Source organism: Mycobacterium sp. B14F4, assembly GCF_039871645.1.
GTDB lineage: Bacteria > Actinomycetota > Actinomycetes > Mycobacteriales > Mycobacteriaceae > Mycobacterium.
This window is the reverse complement of the sequence record NZ_JBDPMF010000003.1, coordinates 444,210-465,620: the sequence shown is the minus strand read 5'-3', so window position 1 is coordinate 465,620 and position 21,411 is coordinate 444,210. Positions and strand designations below refer to the sequence as shown.

16 protein-coding genes are annotated in these 21,411 nt (G+C 70.2%); 7 read left to right on the top strand and 9 right to left on the bottom strand.

The genetic code is table 11. From position 1 onward, the window contains the following. Positions 1 to 9: 9 nt before the first annotated feature. Complete coding sequence (locus ABGB19_RS12015; RefSeq protein WP_347686161.1) at positions 10 to 804, bottom strand: class I SAM-dependent methyltransferase; 795 nt, start codon at positions 802 to 804, stop codon at positions 10 to 12. 36 nt (positions 805 to 840) lie between these two features. On the opposite strand from ABGB19_RS12015, the gene ABGB19_RS12010 reads away from it, so the two are divergent. Beyond that, positions 841 to 1,992 carry a glycosyltransferase family 4 protein gene (locus ABGB19_RS12010; RefSeq protein ID WP_347686160.1) on the top strand — a complete coding sequence of 384 codons (1,152 nt, stop codon included), beginning with the start codon at positions 841 to 843 and terminating at the stop codon, positions 1,990 to 1,992. On the opposite strand, the gene ABGB19_RS12005 is transcribed toward ABGB19_RS12010, so the two are convergent. After that, positions 1,976 to 3,622 (bottom strand): hypothetical protein, encoded by a 1,647-nt coding sequence (locus ABGB19_RS12005; protein ID WP_347686159.1) that lies wholly within the window; start codon positions 3,620 to 3,622, stop codon positions 1,976 to 1,978. The two genes, ABGB19_RS12010 and ABGB19_RS12005, sit on opposite strands and share 17 nt — an antisense overlap. Before the next feature lie 38 nt (positions 3,623 to 3,660). After that, positions 3,661 to 4,857: a DUF3068 domain-containing protein gene (locus tag ABGB19_RS12000; RefSeq protein ID WP_347686158.1), complete on the bottom strand. Its 1,197-nt coding sequence runs from the start codon at positions 4,855 to 4,857 to the stop codon at positions 3,661 to 3,663. Between the two features lie 198 nt (positions 4,858 to 5,055). Between ABGB19_RS12000 and ABGB19_RS11995 the strand changes: the two genes are divergently transcribed. Then, positions 5,056 to 6,168, top strand: a complete 1,113-nt coding sequence (locus tag ABGB19_RS11995; protein WP_347686248.1) for an acyltransferase — start codon at positions 5,056 to 5,058, stop codon at positions 6,166 to 6,168. Here the strand turns inward: ABGB19_RS11995 and ABGB19_RS11990 are convergent. Genes ABGB19_RS11990 through ABGB19_RS11975 form a run of 4 tightly spaced genes read right to left on the bottom strand, consistent with a single transcriptional unit; the run spans position 6,165 to position 12,993 of the window. Then, entirely contained in the window at positions 6,165 to 7,628 is a 1,464-nt protein-coding gene (locus ABGB19_RS11990; protein WP_347686157.1) for an AMP-binding protein, read from the bottom strand. The genes ABGB19_RS11995 and ABGB19_RS11990 overlap by 4 nt on opposite strands. Before the next feature lie 2 nt (positions 7,629 to 7,630). Next, positions 7,631 to 8,602, bottom strand: coding sequence for a phosphotriesterase-related protein (locus ABGB19_RS11985; protein WP_347686156.1), 972 nt, complete (start codon positions 8,600 to 8,602; stop codon positions 7,631 to 7,633). 10 nt (positions 8,603 to 8,612) lie between these two features. Continuing rightward, entirely contained in the window at positions 8,613 to 12,785 is a 4,173-nt protein-coding gene (locus tag ABGB19_RS11980; RefSeq protein WP_347686247.1) for a DUF3367 domain-containing protein, read from the bottom strand. Positions 12,786 to 12,819: 34 nt separating this feature from the next. Further along, the gene (locus tag ABGB19_RS11975) at positions 12,820 to 12,993 is read right to left on the bottom strand and encodes a DUF2613 domain-containing protein (RefSeq protein WP_347686155.1); all 174 of its coding nucleotides are present in this window, start codon (positions 12,991 to 12,993) and stop codon (positions 12,820 to 12,822) included. Between the two features lie 118 nt (positions 12,994 to 13,111). On the opposite strand from ABGB19_RS11975, the gene ABGB19_RS11970 reads away from it, so the two are divergent. From ABGB19_RS11970 to ABGB19_RS11955, 4 genes are all read left to right on the top strand, one after another. Then, complete coding sequence (locus ABGB19_RS11970) at positions 13,112 to 14,308, top strand: glycoside hydrolase family 3 N-terminal domain-containing protein (protein WP_347686154.1); 1,197 nt, start codon at positions 13,112 to 13,114, stop codon at positions 14,306 to 14,308. 58 nt (positions 14,309 to 14,366) lie between these two features. Continuing rightward, the gene (locus ABGB19_RS11965) at positions 14,367 to 14,996 is read left to right on the top strand and encodes a TetR/AcrR family transcriptional regulator (RefSeq protein WP_347686153.1); all 630 of its coding nucleotides are present in this window, start codon (positions 14,367 to 14,369) and stop codon (positions 14,994 to 14,996) included. A 190-nt stretch (positions 14,997 to 15,186) separates the two neighbouring features. Next, positions 15,187 to 16,071: an adenylate/guanylate cyclase domain-containing protein gene (locus ABGB19_RS11960; protein WP_347686152.1), complete on the top strand. Its 885-nt coding sequence runs from the start codon at positions 15,187 to 15,189 to the stop codon at positions 16,069 to 16,071. A 246-nt stretch (positions 16,072 to 16,317) separates the two neighbouring features. Further along, on the top strand, positions 16,318 to 17,727 hold the full coding sequence (locus ABGB19_RS11955) for a selenium-binding protein SBP56-related protein (RefSeq protein ID WP_347686151.1): 1,410 nt from the start codon (positions 16,318 to 16,320) through the stop codon (positions 17,725 to 17,727). Between the two features lie 44 nt (positions 17,728 to 17,771). Here ABGB19_RS11955 and ABGB19_RS11950 read toward each other — a convergent pair whose 3' ends face one another. Next, positions 17,772 to 18,617, bottom strand: coding sequence for a MaoC/PaaZ C-terminal domain-containing protein (locus ABGB19_RS11950; RefSeq protein WP_347686150.1), 846 nt, complete (start codon positions 18,615 to 18,617; stop codon positions 17,772 to 17,774). Position 18,618: 1 nt separating this feature from the next. Continuing rightward, positions 18,619 to 19,971: a 3-oxoacyl-ACP reductase gene (locus tag ABGB19_RS11945; protein ID WP_347686149.1), complete on the bottom strand. Its 1,353-nt coding sequence runs from the start codon at positions 19,969 to 19,971 to the stop codon at positions 18,619 to 18,621. Between the two features lie 45 nt (positions 19,972 to 20,016). Here ABGB19_RS11945 and ABGB19_RS11940 point away from each other — a divergent pair, with 45 nt between their 5' ends. Beyond that, positions 20,017 to 21,315, top strand: a complete 1,299-nt coding sequence (locus ABGB19_RS11940) for an acetyl-CoA C-acetyltransferase (RefSeq protein ID WP_347686148.1) — start codon at positions 20,017 to 20,019, stop codon at positions 21,313 to 21,315. Positions 21,316 to 21,411 lie beyond the last annotated feature (96 nt).

Below are 21,411 nucleotides of genomic sequence, written 5' to 3'. Positions count from 1 at the left end.
TCACACTACCTACGATGCGGCGAAAGTAGAACCTGTTGCAGTCGGTGGGCGCAGGACCAGGACCAGGTTGCTCACCGTGAATTCGCGCAGCAGCGGCACGCCGACCAACCGCCAGGCCCATCGTGGGTGGTAGCGGGGGAATGCCGCGACGAGCATTCCGGTGCTCGCCGCCCACTGCAGGCCGTCGGCCGCCGATACCGCGAACAGTGACGAGCCGTAGTTGTTCTTGGGCGGGTGGCCGTGTCGGCGGGTGTAGCGGCGCGCCGCGCGGGCCCCGCCGAGGTAATGCCACCGCCCGGTCTCGTGGCCGCCGAACGGGCCCAGCCAGACGGTGTAGGACAGCACCACCAGCCCGCCGGGCCTGGTGACGCGCAGCATCTCGGCGCCCAGTCGCCACGGCTGCGGCACATGCTCGGCGACGTTGGACGACAGGCAGATGTCGACGCTGGCGTCGGCGAACGGCAGCGCCATCCCCGACGCCCGGACATAGCTGCCGGTGTCGACGTCGACCGCGGGCCCGGCGTGCATCTCGGCCGGATCGGGCTCGACGCCGATGTAGTGGAAGCCGTTGCCGCCGAAAGATTCTGCGAAGTATCCGGGCCCGCCGCCGACGTCGAGAACCGTGCGGCCGTGTGCCGACGCACCGGTCGCCCCGGTCCACAGGTCGGCGACCATCGCGGCGGTGTCCTCGCCGAGTGCACCGTAGAAGCGGGCCGGATCGGTCTGCTCGAAGCGGAACTCGCCGAGCAGGCGCATCGACCGCGACAGCGTCGCACGCTGCGCGAAGCGGTCGGTCACAGCCATGAATCCGGAGCCTACGCAGCGGCTAGTCTGGTCGGGATGTCTGTCCGTTCCGTCCTGCTGCTGTGCTGGCGCGACACCGGCCACCCACAGGGCGGTGGCAGCGAGGCGTACCTGCAGCGCATCGGCGCCCAGCTGGTCGAGTCCGGTGTCGAGGTCACCATGCGCACGGCCCGCTATCCGGGTGCTCAGCGGCGCGACGTGGTCGACGGCGTGCGTGTCAGCAGGGGTGGCGGCCGCTACAGCGTCTACGTCTGGGCCGGCCTGGCGATGGTGCTCGCCCGCATCGGTCTCGGGCCCCTGCGGCGGGTCCGGCCCGACGTCGTGATCGACACCCAGAACGGCATCCCGTTCCTCGCCCGCCTCGCCTACGGCCGCCGCGTCGCCGTGCTCGTGCACCACTGCCACCGCGAGCAGTGGCCGGTCGCCGGCGCGGTGATCGGCAGGCTGGGCTGGTTCGTCGAATCCCGGCTGTCGCCGCGGGCGCACCGCCGCAACCAGTACGTCACGGTCTCGCTGCCGTCGGCGCGCGACCTGACCACCCTGGGGGTGAACCCGGGCCGCATCGCGGTGGTGCGCAACGGCCTCGACGAGGCGCCCGCCGACACGTTGACCGGGTCGCGGTCGAGCACGCCGCGGATCGCGGTGCTGTCGCGGCTGGTGCCGCACAAGCAGATCGAGGATGCGCTCGACGCCGTCGCGACACTGCGAACCCGGGTGCCGGGCCTGCACCTGGACATCGTCGGCGGCGGCTGGTGGCGGCAGCGGCTCGTCGACCACGCAGGACTGCTCGGCATCACCGACGCGGTGACGTTCCACGGTCACGTCGACGACGACGCCAAACACCGTGTGCTGCAGCAATGCTGGGTGCACCTGCTGCCCTCGCGCAAGGAGGGCTGGGCGCTCGCGGTCATCGAAGCGGCCCAGCACGCGGTGCCGACCATCGGCTACCGGTCCTCCGGGGGCCTGACCGACTCGATCGTCGACGGGGTCACCGGGTTGCTGGTCGACCACCGCGACGGGCTGGTCGAGGGCCTCGAGCGACTGCTCACCGACCGGGTGCTGCGTGAGCAACTCGGCGCCAAGGCCCAGGTTCGCAGCGCAGAGTTCTCCTGGGGGCAGAGCGCCGACGCGATGGTCACGGTGCTCGAGTCGGTGCACCGGCGCCGGTACATCAGCGGCGTCGTCTAGCGCCCCACAGCGTCGCGCCGGCGCCGCCGAACAGCAGCGCCAGCCACGCCAGGTGCGCGGCGAGCACGACGCCACGACCGTCGGCGCGGGGATGGTCGCCGCCGACGCGGTACAGCGCGATGTCGTCGTCGCGGTAGGCCACCGGCAAACCCAGTGTCGCCGAATCGGATTCGACGACCACCCAGCCCACGCCCGCCTCGACCAGCCGGTCGCGGTCGGCCCCGGCGCCCAGGATCTCCCGCACACCGCGCGCCCGCGCACCCTCGCCGGGCACCGTTCGGCCGCCGACGGTGAGGTCACCGGTGGTCAGCACCTCGGCACGGACCCAGCGCGGCAGCGGGTCGAGCACCGGCGCCTCGCCCGCCCATGCGAACTGTCGCATGCTGTCGGCCGGCAGCACGGCCACGGGCCTCGGGTCGGCGTTGATCATCGCCGCGACAACGGCCCAGCCGGGTGGGTAGCGCACGGCGGCCACCTTGCCGCCGACCCCCCATGCGAGGTCCGGCAACGTCGCGATCAGTGCCGCGCAGCAGATCGCCGCCGTCGCCGCAGCGGGACGCCGACGGCGCACGGTGAGGACCGCGGCCGCACCCGCCAACGCGTAGGCGGGCATCGCCAACGCCACCCACTTCTGCGCGTCGCGCACCACGCCGAGTCCGGGTAGCGCGCGGATCGCCGCCTCGACGGCCGCCAGGCCCGGACCCGCCGCCATCAGCGCGGGCACCACCACCGCGACGACGCCCAGCACGACGAGCGGCACCGCGGTGGGACGACGCAGCACGACGGGCAGCCCGAGCGCGACCACACCGAGCAACACCGCCGTCGCCACGACCGCGAAAAGCGTTGTGCGCGAGACAGGCACCGCATCGGCATTCCAGATACCGCCCAGGCCGGCCAGGCTCACCAGCGTGCCCAACCCCGGCTCGGCCCGCGCCGCGAACGCCCCGACACCCTCGGCCTGCGACGACGACAACGTATCGGCCACCAGCGCGGCGGTCAGCCAGGGCAGCGCGGTCACGGCCGCGAACCCCAGCGTCAGCGCGGCGCTCTGCCACCGCGGCCGACCCGCACCCGGCGCGGCCACGCACACCAGCGCGACCGTCGCGGCCAGCATGACCCCGGTCGGCGTCAGTCCCGCCAGCGCGATCCAGAACGCCAGCGCACCGACCGCGGCCCCCGAGGAGGCGCCGCGCAGCCGCACCATCGCCGCGGCGACCCACGGCAGGCAGCCGTAGCCGACCAGCAGGCTCCAGTGCCCCTGCAGGAGTCGTTCGGCGACATAGGGATTCCACACCGCTATCGTCGCCGCGACGCACTGGCCGGGCGGCCCCGAGGCCGGCAACACCTGTGCGGCCAGGCGGGCGGCGCCCCAGCCCGCCAGCCACAGCCCGGCGATCAGCAGCAGCTTGACCACCACGCCGCCGTCGACGACCGTCGACGCCAGCGCGACCGCGAAGTCCTGCGGCAGCGCCCGCGGCGCGGCCTCCGACAGGCCCAGCGCGGCGTCGGTGAGATACGAGCGCGGGGTCGACACCGCATCGCGCAGCAACAGGTAGCCCGGCGCGAGCAGCGGCGCCGTCACCGCCAGGGTGAGCACCAGCGCGTATGCCGGGGGGAGGATCCGAGCCACCAGCGGCCGGACCCGGGCGGACGGGATCGAGCGCGCGATCAGACCGGTCGGTCGGGCGGCAGGTCGGTCGGCCGTTGCGTGGGGATCTTCTCGGTCTTGGCCTCCGCACCCGGCACCTTGATGCCCTGGGTGTCGAAGAAGCCGTGGTCGGCCTCGTCGAGTCCCGGGTCGATCAGCGCGGATTCGGCGCGCAGCGTGAACGAGCCGAGCAGGGCGCCGCCGACCAGCAGCACCAGGCCCATCGCGGTGAAGGTGATCGGCAGGATGCGACCCCACAGCGCCACCCGGTCGCGCTCGTCGCCGGCGGTGGCGACCTGGGCCTCGACGGTCTCCTCGTTGTAGGTGACCGTGTAGTCGACGAAGGTCACCTCGGGCTTGAGCGGTTCGCGGGCGTAGTAGTGATAGCCGTGCTCTTCGCGCTTGACGATGGTGCCCGACACCGGATCGACCCAGAAGGTGCGCTCCGCGGCGTAGTAACGCGACATGGTGATCGACTCGTCGGGCTCGCCCGGCACGCCCCACATCGCGGCGCGCGCGGTGACCTCGCCGTCGGCGTCGTCGTCGTAGAGCGATGCGTACCGCACCGGCTCCACCAGCTTGCCGTCGGCGTCGTAGCCGACGTTCTGGCGGAACTTGTAGGTCGTCATGCCGTTGACGTCTTCCTCGCCGTCATAGTTCGCGTCGAACGGCTTCTGGGCGATCGGGTCGAAGACCGAGTACGTCTTCTTCTCGGTGTCGAAGGGGAAGCGGTAGGCCAGCCCCTCGTGCGGCAGCGCGATGTTGGTCGGCGGCTTGTCGTCGTCGATGGCCCGCGGTTTCTGCACCGCACCACCGGGGTTGCTCTCGCTGGACACCGATTCGGCGGTCGAGCGGTTGAGCGTCACGGTGTCGACCATCGCCAGCAACAGGCCGGCGTCCTGCTGCTTGTCGGTGCGCCGCAGCGAGCTGCCGACCTGCAGGGTGACCACGTCGGCGTTCGACGGCGACTCGACGGAGATCTGCTCCTGCAGCGCAAGCGGCACGTCGCGGTCGACGACGAACTTCTCGGCGTTCAGCGAGTTCGGGTCGAACGCGGTTCCGGTGCCCTCGCTGATCAGCGTGGTGTCCAGGTTGAGCGGGATCTTGGCGATCTTGCCCTCGGTATAGGTGGACAGCAACAGCGCGGCGATCAACAGGGCCGCACCCAGCCCCAAGATCCCGCACGCCGCAATACGCAGCGCGACTGCGCGGTTCAAACCGTGCCTCCTTCGACTGCCCGCAAAATCCGTTCGACCCTAACAGCACAAATTAAGGTCGCTGTTTACTCCGAGCGCATTCGCCCGCGGCCCCATGACTACCCGTATTCAGGGTCTTTGCCTCCTCCCGGCAGACTGGGCGGCGTGGCTGACCAAGAAGTGGGCGGGACCCGTGGGTTTCTGCCCGCCGTGGAGGGCATGCGCGCGTGCGCAGCCGTCGGCGTCGTCGTCACCCACGTCGCCTTCCAGACCGGCCACACCGGCGGGGTCACCGGCAGGCTGTTCGGCCGCTTCGACCTCGCCGTCGCGGTGTTCTTCGCGCTGTCGGGGTTCCTGCTGTGGCGCGGGCACGCCGCGGCCGCGCGGGGCCTGCGTCCGGTGCCGCCGACGGGTCACTACCTGCGCTCGCGGATCGTGCGCATCATGCCCGGTTACCTCGTCGCGGTCGTGGTGATCCTGACGCTGCTGCCCGACGCGAAGGCCGACCTCACGGTGTGGCTGGCCAACCTCACGCTCACCCAGATCTACGTCCCGCTGACGTTGACCGCCGGACTGACGCAGATGTGGAGCCTGTCGGTCGAGGTGGCGTTCTATCTCGCGCTGCCGCTGCTGGCGCTGCTGGTGCGCCGGGTGCCGGTGCGGGCCCGGATCCCGGTGATCGCGGCCGCGGCGGTGGCCAGCCTCGGCTGGGCGCTGCTTCCCCTGCAGGCGCCCGACGGCATCAATCACCTCAACTGGCCACCCGCGTTCTTCTCGTGGTTCGCCGCGGGGATGCTGCTGGCGGAGTTGACGGTCGCCCCGGTCGGCTGGCCGCACCGACTGGCGCGGCGGCGGGTGCTGATGGCCGCGGTCGCGGTGGCGGCGTTCCTGGTCGGGGCGTCGCCGATCGCCGGCCCCGAGGGGCTCACCGCCGGCACGGTCAGCCAATTCATCGTCAAGACCGCGATGGGTGCTGTTGTGGCCGGTGCGCTGCTGGCGCCGTTGGTGCTCGACCGTCCCGACACTGCGCACCGGCTGCTCGGCAACTCGCTGATGGTCACGCTCGGCCGCTGGTCGTACGGCCTGTTCGTCTGGCACCTGGCGGCGCTGGCGATGGTGTTCCCCGTGATCGGCGAGTTCCCGTTCAACGGTCACATGCCGATCGTGTTGCTGCTGACCGTGGTGTTCGGGTTCGCGATCGCGGCGGTGAGCTACGCGCTGGTGGAATGGCCGTGCCGAACAGCGTTGCGCCGCTGGGAGTATCGCCATTCGCGGCCGGTACCCCCGCTGGACTCGTCGGTCAGCAGCGCGCCCGAGCCCGTCGCGCGCTAACTGTATTGCGCGGCCCGCCGCGCGATGACTTCATCGCGGACCGCCGACCTGCGCGCCTTGCCCGCGTCGTCGCGCAGCGGCGCGTCGGTGAACTCGATCGTGCGCGGCACCTTGTGCCGCTCGATGCGACAGGACAGGAACTCCACGACGTCGGCCTCGTCGACGCCGTCGGCGTGAACCAGCGCGTGCGGCACCTGCCCGAGATCGTCGTGGGGCACCCCGACCACCAAGCACGACAACACCTTCGGGTGCGCGGACAGTGCCGACTCGATCTCGGCGGGGTAGACGTTGCGACCGCCGACGGTGAACATGTCGACGCGCCGGTCGTTGAGGTACAAAAAGCCGTCTTCGTCGAAGTAGCCGAGATCGCCCAGCGAGTCCCAGCCGTCACGCGACTTTGCGCTCGCGCCGACGTAGCGGTACGTCGGCGCACTGCCGGGTGCCGGGCGCATGTAGATCTCGCCGACCACGCCGGGCGGGCACTCGTTGCCGTCGTCGTCGAGCACCTTCATCTCGCCGGCCACCACGACGCCGACCGAGCCCGGATGGCTCAGCCACTGATCGCCGGAGATGAACGTCAGTGCCTGTAACTCGGTGCCGCCGTAGAGTTCCCACACCGCGCCGGGCCCGAGGATCTCGATCCACGCCTGTTTGATCGCCGGGGGGCACGGCGATGCCAGATGCCAGAACCGCCGGATCGACGACAGGTCGTACGCGCCCGGATCGGCCCGAAGGGCCGGAAGCAGGCGCTGCATGATCGTCGGCACCGTCGCCAGGAACGTCACCCCGTGATCGGTTACCAGCCGCAGGAACTCGTGCGGTTCGAACCTCGGCATCAACACGAGATGATGGCCCTGCACCAGGCCGATCGCGAACGTGGTGAAGCCGGTGTTGTGACTCAGCGGCACCGAGACGAGGTTGACGTCGCCCTCCTGCGCACCGAGCGGATAGCCGGCCGCGGGCGGGAAGCGGCCGTCGCCGCCGGCCTCGATCAGCTTGGGTCTACCGGTGCTCCCGCCCGAGGCCATCGCCTTGAACACCGGCGACACCGCCTCCGGCAGCGGGGCATCCGACAGGCTCGGGTCGGGAACGAAACCGCTCGGCACATGCGGTGTGCGGCCGGTGGGGTCGGCACGGCCGACCACGAGCGCGCGTGGCTTCAACTCGAGCAGCCCGGCCAGTTCGGCGTCGGGCAGCCGGGGGGACAGCGGCTGCGGGACGGCGCCCAGCTTCCACGTCGCCAGCACCGCCTGCACCCACTCGATGGAGTTGGGCAGCACCACCGTCACGTAATCGCCCTGTCGGACACCGAGTTCGGCGTATGCCCGGGCCAGCCTGTTGGTCGAGGCGTCGAGTTCGGCGCGGGTGAGCGTGACGCCCTCGCAAGTGACCGCGGGTGCCCCTGGCGACGCCTGTGCGAGCAGCGCCGCCTGCGTTCCGATGGGTGCGACGTCGGTCATCGTCAGTAGCCGCCCTGGTTCTCGAAGATCCGGCGCGGGTTGTCGACGAGCATGGTGGCGAGCTGTTCGTCGGTGACGCCGCGTTGCTTCAGTGCCGGAATGACGTCGTTGTGGATGTGCAGGTAGTGCCAGTTCGGCATCGTCTGGGGCACAAGGGCTTCGGGAAGCCAGTCGATGAAGCAGGACGCATCGTGTGATAACACCATCTTGTCGGCGTGGCCGCGCTCGCACATCTTCGCGACGGTGCTCACCCGGTCCTCGAAGGACAGGAACACGTCCACCCCGAACCGGTCCATCCCGATGTAGGACCCGTTGCCGATGAGCGCTTCCAGGTAGTCGAGATCGGTGGTGTCCCCGGAGTGCCCGATGACGACGCGCGACAGGTCGACGCCCTCCTCGGTGAAGATGCGCTGCTGCTCGAGGCCGCGCTCGGTCGCGGCGTGGGTGTGCGTCGAGATCGGCACGCCGGTCCGGCGGTGCGCCTGGGCCACCGCCCGCAACACCCGCTCGACACCCGGGGTCACGCCGGGTTCATCGGTGGCGCACTTGAGGATCGACGCCTTGACCGGTGTGCCGGCGATGCCCTGCTCGATGTCGCGGACGAACATGTCGACCATCGGCTCGCCCAGTGGGGTGTCGGGGCCGCTGAAGTGGAAGAACATCGGCACGTCGTTGTAGGTGTACACACCGGTGGCCACGATGATGTTCAGGTCGGTCTGTTCCGCGATGCGTGCGATACGCGGGATGTACCGGCCCATGCCGATCACGGTCAGGTCGACGATGCTGTCGACGCCGCGCGATTTGAGCTCGTTGAGCCGGCCGATCGCATCGGCCTCCCGCGCAGCCTCGTCACCCCAGACCTCGGGGTAGTTGGCGGTGATATCGGGCGAGGAGATGAAGACGTGCTCATGCATGAGCGTCACGCCCAGGTCCGCGGTGTCGATGCTTCCGCGGGCGGTGTTGAGGTGCGGCACCCTGCCGATGCTAGGAGGCGGACGGACCGCTCCGAGCTCTAATCGGCGGAATCGCCGACGCCGCGACGGCCGCGACGGAGATCAGCGCCAGCAGCTGCACACCCCACGAGTGGCCGACGTAGCCGTCGACCGACCGCCACGGACCCTGGCTGAGCACCGCGCCCGCCGCGATGAGGCCACCGGCCGCGGCGCCGACGGTGAGCGATTCGCAGAGCTTCTCGCGATTGCACAGCCAATGTCTCAGCGCCAGAGCGATACCGATCACGACGGCGCCCGCCCCTCCGGAGATGACCGCGCCGACGGCGAGCACCGCGAGGCTGCCCGCGACCGGGCCGGGCCGCCACACCCGGGCGGGCTCGTCGGGTGGACGGCGTCTGCGCGCCGGGAGCAACGCCAACAATGCCAGCACGGGCAGCAGCGCGAGCCCGCCGATCAGCCCGGCCCGGTAGGGCGCGTTCAACGGGAAGGTCAGCGTGACGGGACCCTCGGTTCCCGGGGGCAGCACCCAGCCCTGCTGCCATCCGTTGACGGTGACCGGCGTCAGGCGTGCCGTGCCCGCGTGGGCCACCCAGCCGGGGTTGACGCTCTCGGGCACGACGAGCACCCGTGAGGCGGGCGACGGTGCGACGGTCACGTCGCGGCGGTCCGGGCCCCAGGCGACGAGTTGCGCGGGAGTGGCCGTGGCCGTGGGTAGTTCGCGCGCGCGGGGGCCGGTCAGCTGCGCACCGTCGACGACGAACGCGGCACCGGGGCTGATCACCAGCTCCTGCTGTCCCGCGGGCAGGGTGATCGGCTTGTCGCGGCACGACCGGGCGGCGATCGGCTCGCCGTCGAGCAGCGCGCCGACGGTGGTGGCCACCGAGGTCTGCACGAACTGCCCCGCGATGCCGATGACCGGCCCACGGCCGCAGGGCAATTCGACCGGACGGTCGCGGTTGCCGGCGGCGTCGGCGGCCGCGATCGGCGCTCCTCGCGCGTCGAGCGCCGTCACCTCCGCCAACCCTGGTGGCTTGAGTTGGTCGAAGCCCAGAGCCGTGCGGTCGATGACGTCGTCCCAGTCCAGGATCGACAGCGTCACGGTGTCGGTGACGCGCGGATCGAGGTCGAGCGTCTGCGCGCCCGCGTCGCCGGCCATCGGCCGCACCTGCGGCCCGTCGCCGAGATCGACGGCGACCAGCGTCGGGTGGGCGGGCAGCGCCGACGAACTCGGCGTCACCCGCAGCGCCGCGACCTCACCGGGCTTCGGCAGTTTCAGCGTCAGCGTGGGTGGCGACTTGTGTTGCACGACGCGCTGTGGCGCCGTCCACGCGGTGCCGGGGTCGCCGTCGGCGGCCGCGTAGGCCGAGCCGAGAACGTCGATCGGGTCGGCCTCGCCCGCGGCGCGGGTGGTGCCCGGCGCGGCGATCAGGTCGGCGAGGTTCGGCCCCTGCCGGGCCCGCACCCACACCGTCGGTGTCACCGTGATCTGCGTGGGCACCGTCAGCGTGCGGCTGAGGTTCACCGGCTCCTCGGGGGACAAGGCCATCGTCGCGGCGCACCTGATGCCCGTCGGGCTGGGCGCGCAGCCGGCCCGGCCCAGCAGCTCCGAACCCAGATCCCATTGCGCGACGGCCGAATCCGGTGGGGGGCCGGGAACGTCGACGGTGCGGCGCAGGTTCACCGGGCTGGCGAAGCCGTTCGCGTCGTACTGGGTGACGGCGACGTCGGTGACGCCGAACTGCACGCCGGCCGACCCGTCGTCGGTGGCGACCGCGGTGATCCGCACCCACGGCGACTCCCCGTAGGGCAGCGCGGCGGTCAGGGGCTTACCCGCCTCGTCGAACCGCAGCGTGCTGGTGCCGTTGACGGTGGCCACCTCGATGCGGCGAACCTGCGCACCGACCGCGGTGGCGCTGGGCGTCACCGTGATGGTGGCGTTGGTGACGGGGCGGTCGAAGTCGACCTGCAACCACTGGCCGATCGCCGACTGTAGCGCGTTGGACACCCAACTCGTCGATGCGTCACCGTCGATCGCGGCGGCCGGGCCCGCGGCCGGTGCGACATTGGGCAGCGCGGTCGAGTCGGCGGCCGAACTCGACACCGAGACCCGCCCGCCGGTCCACCGGCCGTAAGCGAGGTCGGCGCCGGGGGAGGGGTAATTGATGACGCGGTTGTGGGTGTGCCGCGCATCGTCGGGGGTGCGGATCGCCGACGAGTGGTCGTCGACGCGGCCGTAGTCGGTCTCGCGCGCCAGTGGGGTGTCGGTGACGGTGACCACGGGAGCGGACAGGCCGGCCGCGCGGGCGTCCTGGGTGAGCAGCACCGGCCCCAGCGGGGGCTGGTCGAGCAGGCGGCGCCGCTCGTCGAGGCGCAGCACGGCCTCCGGCGCCCCGTCGACGCGGGCCATGCGGTCGGTGTCGACCAGGTGGGGCCCGACGGGGGTGGTCGCGTCGACGCGGTAGACCTCGACGGCCGGGTAGCGCGGCCGCAGTCCGCTGTCGGTGATGAAGCCGGCCAGTGTGCCGGGGCCGACCGGTTCGCCGAACTCGGCGACCTTCTGCAGCCCGGGCGACCCGTCGATCGCGCGGTGCACCAGCACCGGGCGGGCCGACCGGGATGTTTCCGGATCGAGGTCGTTGCGCACGACGACATGCGAAATCCCCTGGCGCGCAAGCGTATCGGCCAGCCCGGCCGAGGGCCGCCCCGCGGCGAACAAACGCTGCACGGAGTCCAGTGCACGGATGGTCTGCGGCGGGGTCAGCGGGATCGAATCGCGCACGCCCCACGCGCTGTCACCGAGCACCTGCAGCGGTTCGTCGTGGCTGTTGCCCCAGACCTGGTTGGCGAACGGGGCGCCCGGCGCCACCAGAACCCGGCCACCGTCGGTGTTGTGGTCGTCGAGCCAAGCGGCGGTGTCATGCCAGTACTGCGGGATGGCGTCGAAAGCGCCTGGCGGCGTGAGCCGTCCGGTCCACGCCAGTGATGTTCCGGCGGCCAGTGCGACCAGGACGACGACGCCGACCGCGACACGTTTGTCGCGTTCGGGATGCGCCAACGCGGTCGTCCACTCGGAGCGCGGTGCGCTGCCGGGCAGCGAGATGCGGCCCAGCAGATGGGCCAGGCCGAGCGCCAGCGGCAGTCGCAGCAGGGGTTCGAGCTTGTGCAGGTTGCGCAGCGGCGTGCCCGCCGCATCGAGGAACTGCTGAACCTGTTGAGCGACGGGCGATCCCAGCCCGCCGGAATAGCCGGCGGCCAAGAGCGCGACACCGATCAGCAGGATGGTGATGAGCCGGCCGCGGGCAGGCATCGATCGCATGGCCAGCCCGGCGAGGCCGGCGGCGGCCACCAGCGTGGTGGCAAGCACCGCGACCGACGCGGTCACAAGCGACGCGCCCGCGGTTGCGTTCGGTGCGACGAACGGCGTCCATGCGTCGGTGCCGCGCAGCATCTCGGTCAGCGACATCCACCGCGTGGTGACACCGGAGGACTCGATGTAGTCCAGGAACGGCGGGCTGATCCGGCCGAGCAGCACCAGTGCGACCACCCACCACAGCACCGCCAGCGTCATGCACAGCCCCCACCACGCGGTGAAGCGCCACCACAACTTGTTCGGCCGGTGGCAGGCGAGCCAGATCACGGCCGCCAGGCACCCGGTCAGTGTGGCCACCGCGTTCACCGCGCCCATCAACGCGATCGCCACGGCGGACCGCGCCGCCAGCACCCGCACATCGCCGGATCCGCGCAGCGCGACGATGACCGGCAGCAGCACCCACGGCGCCAGCATCATCGGCAGCGTCTCGGACGAAATCGCCCCGATCGTGGTCAGCACCCGCGGCGACAGCGCGAACGCGGCCGCGGCGATCACCCGCGACGTCGTGCTGCCGATGCCCCGCCCATCGTTCAAGGCCTCGGCGACCCGCAGCAGTCCCCAGAACCCGACGACGAGCAGCAGCGCCCACCACAACCGCTGCGTCACCCAGCCGGGCAGGCCGAGCACGTCGCCGAGCAGGAAGAAGGTGCCGTGCGGGAAGAGGTAGCCGTAGGCCTGGTTCTGCGCCTGCCCGAACGGCAGTTCGCTGTTCCACAGGTGGAACGCCCGTGCCAGGAACCGCAGCGGATTGGCGGTCAGGTCGAGCTTGGTGTCGGGCGAGATCTGTCCAGGCGACTGGGCGAAAGTCAGGAGCAGTGCCGCCGCGGCGACCATCCACAGCCAGCGCCGCGACAACGGCGCCGGGATCTCAGGTGCGGTCGCCGTACTCGACCCTGTTGAGCACCGATGACGCCGGATCGCCCGCCTGCAGGGGAGGCCTGCTGTCCTGCTGCACCATCAGCGTCACACCGAAGACCGCCGCCGCGCCCAGCAACAGGCCGACCACAATGCTGGCGGCGGCGGGTACGAGGAACCGATCCATGTGGCAAAACTAGCATGCGGCCAATGTCCGCAGCTCAACGCGTGTTCCGGCGCTCACGGACGCGGCGCGACGACCACGGGATAGATCCGCGCGCCCCATGCCGTTAGTGTCGGGGGCCATGGCTCCCACACTGTCGAGGTCGAGAGCACTGCCCGCACTGGCGGCGCTGTCCGGCTTTCTGCTGGCGTGCTCGCCGGCGCAGGAACCCCCGGCCCCATCGTCTGCCATGCCGTCGCCGACGATGGCCGCCACCGCCGTGCCGCAAGCCCCCGCGCCGCCCGCGCCTCCGGCCGCCCCGGCGTGCGGTGACCCGCAGGCGATGCTGGCGGCGATGTCCACCCGCGACAAGCTCGCCCAGCTGCTGATGGTCGGGGTCACCGGCGCGGCCGACGCCCGCGCGGTCGTCGACACCCATCACGTCGGCGGCATCATGATCGGCAGCTGGACCGACCTGTCGATGCTCGGCGCTCCACTGCTTGACATCGCGGGCGCGGCAAACCCGTTGCCGCTGGCCGTGAGCGTCGATGAGGAAGGCGGCCGGGTCTCGCGGCTGGCGTCGATCATCGGTTCGCAGCCGTCGCCGCGGGCGCTGGCGCAGTCCAGCACCCCCGAGCAGGTCTACGACATCGCGCTGCGACGCGGACAGGCGATGCGCGGTCTGGGCATCACCATCGACTTCGCGCCGGTCGTCGACGTCACCGACGCGGCCAACGTCGACGGCGTCATCGGGGACCGGTCGTTCGGATCGGATCCGACCGTCGTCACCGACTTCGCGGGTGCCTACGCCCGCGGACTGCGCGACGCCGGCGTACTGCCGGTCCTCAAGCATTTCCCCGGCCACGGCTCCGGGTCGGGCGATTCGCACACCGGCAGCGTCACCACCCCGCCGATCGCGGATCTGCAAGCCACGGACCTGGTCCCGTACCGGACGCTGAGCGGGCAGGCGCCGGTCGGCGTGATGGTGGGCCACATGCAGGTGCCCGGCCTGACCGGCAGCGATCCGGCCAGCCTGAGCCCGGCGGCGTATGCGCTGCTGCGGTCCGGCAACTACGGTGGCCCGCCCTTCAACGGCCCGGTGTTCACCGACGACCTGTCGTCCATGCAGGCCATCTCCGACCGGTTCGGCGTGGCCGAGGCCGCGCTGCGCGGGCTGCAGGCCGGCGCCGACACCGCGCTGTGGGTGACCACCGGCGAGGTGCCCGCCGTGCTGGACCGGCTGGAGAAGGCCGTCGCCGCCGGCGAGTTGTCGATGGCAGGCGTCGACAACTCGGTGCTGCGGATCGCGGCGATGAAGGGGCCCAACCCGCGCTGCTAGTTCCCGCCCACCAGCCGCTGCTGACGCCTGACGGTCACCCATTGCTTACCCTGGTGGGATGGCCGGAGGTACCAAGCGTCTGCCCCGCGCGGTGCGCGAGCAGCAGATGCTCGACGCCGCGGTGCAGATCTTCTCGGTCAACGGCTATCACGAGACGTCGATGGACGCCATCGCCGCGGAGGCACAGATCTCCAAGCCGATGCTGTACCTGTACTACGGCTCCAAGGAGGAGCTGTTCGCCGCGTGCCTGGACCGCGAGCTGGGGCGGTTCGTCGACGAGGTGCGCAGCCAGATCGACTTCAAGCAGAGCCCGAAGGAACTGCTGCGCAACGCGGTGCTGGCGTTTCTCAACTACATCGACGCCAACCGGGCGTCGTGGATGGTGCTCTACAACCAGGCCACCCACTCGCAGGCGTTCGCGCACACCGTGCGGGAGGGCCGCGAACGGATCATCGACCTGGTCGGCAGGCTGCTGACGGTCGGCACCCGAAATCCCGATCCCGACACCGACTTCGACATGATGGCCGTCGCGCTGGTGGGTGCCGGGGAGGCGATCGCGGCGCGGGTCAGCACCGGCGACGCCGACGTCAACGAGGCCGCCGAACTGATGATCAACCTGTTCTGGCGTGGCCTGAAGGGCACCCCCTCCGACCACTCCGCCGAACCCGCGGGGAGATCGCAGAATTAGGCTGTCTGAAATTCCACCCTGCCCCATAGCCCATACCGAACCGCGCCCGCATTCACCACTTCGACGAGTTCGGACTCGCGCCCGACCCCGGCGACGTCTCATCGATGAAGCCGGCATCAAACCCGCGCGGCTCAAGGAGCCTCTCTTGTGACCGTTGACCGTGTGTGCGGCCGTCCGCGAGAATGCCTGCATGGGCGAGGTTCGAGCCAAGAACCTGATGAGCCCGGACGAGACACTTGAGTTCCAAGGGATAAAGGTCCAGCAGGTCGATATCGGTGACCTGACTGTGGGGCGGATTGTGACGCAGCCAGGATGGCGATGGTCCACGCACGTGCGTCCACATGTCGGCGGGGACTGGTGCGAGGCGCGTCACGTGGGGGTCGTGTTGTCGGGCCGGTTCGAGGTCGTGATGCGCGACGGGACCACGCTCCAGTTCGGGCCGGAGGACGTCTTTGAGATCCCGCCCGGTCATGACGGGTACACCCTCGGGGAGGAGCCGTGCGTCCAGATCGAGTGGTCGGGGTTGCGGGCCTTCGCGGGATTCCGGCTCGCCGGCACATACAACCGGGCTCTGGTCACGCTGCTGTTCACCGATCTCGTGGGCTCTACGGCGATGGCAAAACGACTGGGCGACGCCGCCTGGCGAGATGCGCTCTCCGCACACTACGAGGCGACCCGGGTGGCGTTGGAGCGCCACCACGGCCACGAGGTCAACACCACCGGAGACGGCCTGCTCGCGACCTTCGATGGGCCGGCCGCTGCCTTGCGCTGCGCCGCGGCGGTAGGCCGGGCGGCTCGTCGGGAAGGCCTGCAGATCCGTGCCAGCGTGCACGTCGGAGAGGTGCAACTAGTGGGCAACGACGTGCGCGGCGTCGCGGTGCATGAAGCGGCACGGATCCTCAGCGCGGCGGCGCCCGACGAGATCCTGGTGTCGACCACGACGCGCGCATTGGCGGGCAACGCGGGGTGGGTGTTCCGGCCCCGGGGCACGCACGTTCTCAAGGGTCTGCCGGGCGAATGGGAGCTCTTCGCATGCTTCGAGGTAGAGGAGCCCAAAGCAGGGAACAACGAGTGACCGTCCAGAACCGGGCACTGATCGTCGTCGGAACACCTAGGTACCTGAGAAAGTCGGATGCCCTGTGCGGGGCCGAACGGGTGGTGTGGTTTTCCAGACCTGCGGCCCTTGATCTCGGCTCGATACCACTGGATTGGCAAATCGTGGCCCGGATTTGCGAGCCGAGACTACGATTTTGACGGCAACCGGACGCAGTTGCGAGCGTTCGTCCTGGAGCAATAGCGGCCCCACTTGGGAGGTCCTCTCATGGCTCATCCGTCGATCGATCCGACGTTCTACCGGACCGCTGCCGAGGCTGCGGCCGCCCCCGGCGAGCAGCTCGCATACGTGGTGGCCTTTGACCGCGCCGCGGAGAAGCACGACGCGATGACTGTCATCGATGTGAATCCGGCCTCTGACAGCTATGGGCGAGTGGTCGGCTGGACCGACGTTCCCGGTCGCGGCGACGAGCTTCATCACTTCGGCTGGAACGCCTGCAGCAGCGCCCTGAAACACGAGGGCCACGACATGCACGGTCTTCAGCGCCGCTACCTGCTAGTTCCGGGCCTGCGATCGTCCAGTATCCACGTGTTCGACACCCACACGGACCCACGAAACCCGACGCTGATCAAGACGATCGACAGCGAGAGCCTCTCCGATAAAGCCGGGTACTCGCGTCCGCACACCCTTCACTGCGGACCCGACGGTGTCTTCCTGACCTGCCTGGGTGGCCCTGAGGGCAACGACGACGGACCGGGCGGAATCGCCCTACTCGACCATGCGACCTTCGACGTCCTGCGGGCCTGGGAGACCGACCGCGGGCCGCAGCACTTCCACTACGACGCCTGGTGGCACCTCAATCAGAACGTGCTGATCTCCAGTGAGTGGGGCAGCCCCTCGATGATCGAAAACGGCCTCGTGCCGGAATTGCTGCTGGGCCAGAAGTACGGGCACGCCATCCACTTCTGGGACCTCGCCAAGGGCGAGCACCAACAGCGCGTCGACTTGGGCGCTCAGCACCAGATGGCGTTGGAGGTGCGCCCGTCCCACGACCCCGAGGCGACCTGGGGCTTCGTCGGCGTGGTGATTTCCACCGAGGACTTGTCCGGTTCGGTCTGGCGCTGGTTCCGCGACGAGCACGAGTGGAAGGCCGAAAAGGTCATCACCATCCCGGCCGAGCCCGCCGACCCAGACCTACTGCCTCCGGCGCTCAAGCCGTTCTCCGCGGTCCCACCACTCATCACCGACATCGACCTGTCGGTCGACGACCGGTTCCTCTACGTGTCGTGCTGGGGCACCGGTGAGATGAAGCAGTTCGATGTGTCGGACCCGGCGAAGCCGAAGCAGGCGGGATCCGTGCGGCTCGGCGGGATCGTCGACCGGGCACCACATCCGGCGATGCCCGACATGCCGCTGGCCGGCGGGCCGCAGATGGTCGAGGTGAGCCGCGACGGGAAGCGGGTGTACTTCACCAACTCGCTGTACGGGGCGTGGGATGACCAGTTCTACCCCGACGGCGTCGGCGCGTGGATGGCCAAGCTCGACGCGGATCCCGACGGCGGGCTGAGCATCGACGAGAACTTCTTCCCGCACGGCCAGGAGTTCCGCGGCCTGCGGGTACACCAGATTCGGCTGCAGGGTGGCGACGCGTCGTCGGACTCCTACTGCTACCCCTGATTTGCACCGCACTGCCAGAAAAGCAACATCGCCCCACGCGTCGGCTACAGCTGAGTCACGGTGCCGATCAGATGAGGCTCGCGCTTCTTCATGTCGCGCAGCATCAGTTCCCAGCCACCCGCTGAACTCCGGTTCACGTAGAGTCCGGCGCTCGCGGGCAGCACCACCGGCTTGGCGAACTTCACCGAGTACTTCACCGAGTCCGGCAGCTGACCCTCGATGTTCGCCAGAACCGCAGCGGCGCTGAACATTCCGTGCGCGATGACGCTCGGGAAGCCGAACAGTTTGGCCGCAACCGAATTGGTGTGGATCGGGTTGTGGTCCCCGCCCACCGACGCATACCGGCGAATCTGCCCCGGCGTGATGCGCAGTATCGCGTTCGGCGGGCCGAGTTTCGGCGGCTTCTGCGGTGGCGGCTTCGGCTCGTCGGACAGGCTGGTGCGCTGCTGGTGAAGGAACGTCGTCACCTGGTGCCACGCCTTCTCGTTGCCGACGCTGATATCGGTGACGATGTCGACCAGCAGGCCGCGCCGGTGCTCGCGCAGGTTCTCCGCGCGCACCCGCGCCGACACCGTGTCGGTGACCGCGATCGGGCGGTACTGGATGATGTGGTTCTCGATGTGCACCGAACCCATTGCGGCGAAAGGAAAGTCGAAGCCGGTGACCAGTGACATCAGCGTCGGGAACGTCAGCGCGAACGGATAGGTCAGCGGCACGGTGTCGCCGAAGCGCAGCCCTGTCACCGCCGCGTAGGCCGCCACATTGTCGGGGTCGATGCTCAGGTCCTCGACGGTCAGGGTGCGCTCGGGCAGCGTGCCCCCGCGCGGCACGACGGGCAGGGCGCCCGCGGCGGCGCGCACCAGGTTCATCAGCCCGGACGGTTGCGACACGTCAGGCCCCCAACCAGGCCTGGCCACACACCCGCACCGTATTGCCGGTGACGGCGTTGGACGCCGGGCTGGCGAAGTAGGCGATGGTCTCGGCGACGTCGACCGGTTGCCCGCCCTGGTACAGGGAGTTCAGCCGCCGCCCGACCTCGCGGGTGGCCAGCGGGATGGCCTCGGTCATCTTGGTCTCGATGAAGCCGGGCGCCACGGCGTTGACGGTGACGCCCTTGTCGGCGTAGGCGGCCGACAGGCTGTCGGTGAGCCCGATCATGCCGGCCTTGGTGGCCGCGTAGTTGGTCTGCCCGCGGTTGCCCGCGATGCCCGCCATCGACGACAGCCCGACGATCCGGCCGCCCTCGCCGATCGTGCCGTTGCCCACCAGTCCCTCGGCGAGAGCAAGCGGGGCAACGAGGTTCACCGCGACGACGGAGTCCCAGCGCGCCTCGTCCATGTTGGCGAGCAGCTTGTCGCGGGTGATGCCCGCGTTGTTGACCAGGATGTCGGCACGGCCGCCGTGGTTGTCGCGCACATGCTCGGTGATGCGGTCGACGGCGTCGGGGGCCGTGACGTCCAACGCGAGCGCGGTGCCGCCCACCTTGGTGGCCGTCACGCCCAACGCCTCCTTGGCGCCCTCGACATCGATGCACACCACCTTCGCACCGTCGCGGGCGAAGACCTCCGCGATCGTCGCGCCGATGCCGCGCGCCGCGCCGGTCACGATCGCGACCTTGCCGTCCAGCGGGCGATCCCAGTCGGCCGGCGGCGCCGAGTCGCCCGCGCCGACCCGGAACACCTGGCCGTCGACGTAGGCCGACCTGCCCGACAGCAGGAACCGCATCGTCGACTCCAGGCCGGTGGCGGCCGGCTTGGCGTCGGCAGACAGGTACACCAGGTTCACCGTGGCGCCGCGGCGCAACTCCTTGCCCAGCGAGCGGGTGAACCCCTCGAGCGCACGCTGCGCGATGCGTTCGTGCTCGCCGCCCGCCTCGTCGGGGATGGTGCCGACGACGACGACGCGCCCGGACGGCCCGAGGTTGCGCAGCAGCGGGGTGAAGAATTTGTACAGCCCCTTGAGGCCGGCGGGTTCGGTGATGCCGGTGGCGTCGTAGACCAGCCCGCCGAACGAGTCGGCCCAGCGACCGCCGAGGTTGTTGGAGACGACGTCGTAGTCATCGGTCAGTGCGGCGCGCAGCGGTTCGACGACGCGGCCCTCACCGCCGATGAGCAGCGTGCCCGCCAGCGGGTCCTCGCCGGGCTTGTACCGGCGCAGCGTCTCGGGCTGCGGGACGCCGAGTTGCTTGGCGAGGAACGATCCGGGCGCCGAGTGGACGATTTGCGAATACAGATCGGAAGCCATGGGACGAACTTACTCCAGAGTAAGAAGGGTGGGTACTATGGGTGCATGCCTAGTAATACCCAGCGTCGGGTCGCGATCCTCGGCGGAAACCGGATCCCGTTCGCGCGCTCCGACGGCGCCTACGCCCACGCCTCCAACCAGGACATGTTCACCGCCGCGCTCGGCGGGCTGATCGACCGGTACAACTTGTCGGGGGAGACGCTCGGCGCCGTGATCGGCGGGGCGGTGCTCAAGCACAGCCGCGACTTCAACCTGATCCGCGAGTGCGTGCTCGGCAGCGCGCTGTCGTCGTACACGCCGGCGTTCGACATCCAGCAGGCGTGCGGCACCGGCCTGCAGGCCACGATCGCCGCGGCCGACGGCATCGCGGCAGGGCGCTACGAGGCGGCGGCGGCCGGCGGGGTCGACACCGCCTCGGACGCGCCGATCGCGCTCGGCGACAACCTGCGGCGCACGCTGCTCGGGCTGCGCCGGGCCAAGTCCAACGTCGACCGGCTCAAGCTCGTCGGCAAGCTGCCCGCGTCCGTCGGTATCCAGATCCCGGTCAACAGCGAGCCCCGCACCGGGCTGTCGATGGGTGAGCACGCCGCCATCACCGCCAAGGAGATGGGCATCAAGCGCACCGACCAGGACGAACTGGCCGCCGCCAGCCACCGCAACATGTCCGCCGCCTACGACCGCGGCTTCTTCGACGACCTCGTCACGCCGTTCCTCGGCGTGTACCGCGACAACAACCTGCGCGCCGACTCGTCGGCGGACAAGCTGGCCAAGCTCAAGCCGGTGTTCGGCGTCCGCAACGGCGACGCCACCATGACCGCGGGCAACTCCACGCCGCTGACCGACGGCGCCTCGGTGGCGCTGTTGGCCACCGACGAGTGGGCCACCGCGCACGGCATCGAACCCCTGGCGTACTGGGTCGACGGGGAGACCGCTGCGGTCGACTACGTCAACGGCAAGGACGGCCTGCTGATGGCGCCGACGTACGCGGTGCCGCGGTTGCTGGGCCGAAACGGGTTGTCGTTGCAGGATTTCGACTTCTACGAGATCCACGAGGCGTTCGCGTCGGTGGTGCTCGCGCACCTGCAGGCCTGGGAGTCCGAGGAGTACTGCAAGGAGCGGCTGGGCCTGGATTCCGCGCTCGGCTCGATCGATCGCTCGAAGCTCAACGTCAACGGGTCGTCGTTGGCCGCGGGCCATCCGTTCGCCGCGACGGGCGGCCGCATCGTCGCGCAACTGGCCAAGCAGCTTGCCGAGAAGAAGAAGGAGACGGGCCAACCGGTGCGCGGCCTGATCTCCATCTGCGCGGCGGGCGGACAGGGCGTCGCCGCCATCCTCGAGGCCTAGAAAAAATATCTCGCCGACGCTGTAACGGTCGCCGAAGCGGGGTCGATACACCGGGTAGCTCCGTATTGCCGTCTGACCCCCCGACCCGACGGCAAT

What these genes read in the sequence shown, in the direction of transcription:
- ABGB19_RS12015 (WP_347686161.1), bottom strand. Translation starts at nt 804, where the DNA reads ATGGCTGTGACCGACCGCTTCGCGCAGCGTGCGACGCTGTCGCGGTCG.
- ABGB19_RS12010 (WP_347686160.1), top strand. Translation starts at nt 841, where the DNA reads ATGTCTGTCCGTTCCGTCCTGCTGCTGTGCTGGCGCGACACCGGCCAC.
- ABGB19_RS11995 (WP_347686248.1), top strand. Translation starts at nt 5,056, where the DNA reads ATGCGCGCGTGCGCAGCCGTCGGCGTCGTCGTCACCCACGTCGCCTTC.
- ABGB19_RS11990 (WP_347686157.1), bottom strand. Translation starts at nt 7,628, where the DNA reads ATGACCGACGTCGCACCCATCGGAACGCAGGCGGCGCTGCTCGCACAG.
- ABGB19_RS11980 (WP_347686247.1), bottom strand. Translation starts at nt 12,785, where the DNA reads ATGGTCGCCGCGGCGGCACTGCTCCTGACTTTCGCCCAGTCGCCTGGA.
- ABGB19_RS11975 (WP_347686155.1), bottom strand. Translation starts at nt 12,993, where the DNA reads ATGGATCGGTTCCTCGTACCCGCCGCCGCCAGCATTGTGGTCGGCCTG.
- ABGB19_RS11970 (WP_347686154.1), top strand. Translation starts at nt 13,112, where the DNA reads ATGGCTCCCACACTGTCGAGGTCGAGAGCACTGCCCGCACTGGCGGCG.
- ABGB19_RS11965 (WP_347686153.1), top strand. Translation starts at nt 14,367, where the DNA reads ATGGCCGGAGGTACCAAGCGTCTGCCCCGCGCGGTGCGCGAGCAGCAG.
- ABGB19_RS11960 (WP_347686152.1), top strand. Translation starts at nt 15,187, where the DNA reads ATGGGCGAGGTTCGAGCCAAGAACCTGATGAGCCCGGACGAGACACTT.
- ABGB19_RS11955 (WP_347686151.1), top strand. Translation starts at nt 16,318, where the DNA reads ATGGCTCATCCGTCGATCGATCCGACGTTCTACCGGACCGCTGCCGAG.
- ABGB19_RS11945 (WP_347686149.1), bottom strand. Translation starts at nt 19,971, where the DNA reads ATGGCTTCCGATCTGTATTCGCAAATCGTCCACTCGGCGCCCGGATCG.
- ABGB19_RS11940 (WP_347686148.1), top strand. Translation starts at nt 20,017, where the DNA reads ATGCCTAGTAATACCCAGCGTCGGGTCGCGATCCTCGGCGGAAACCGG.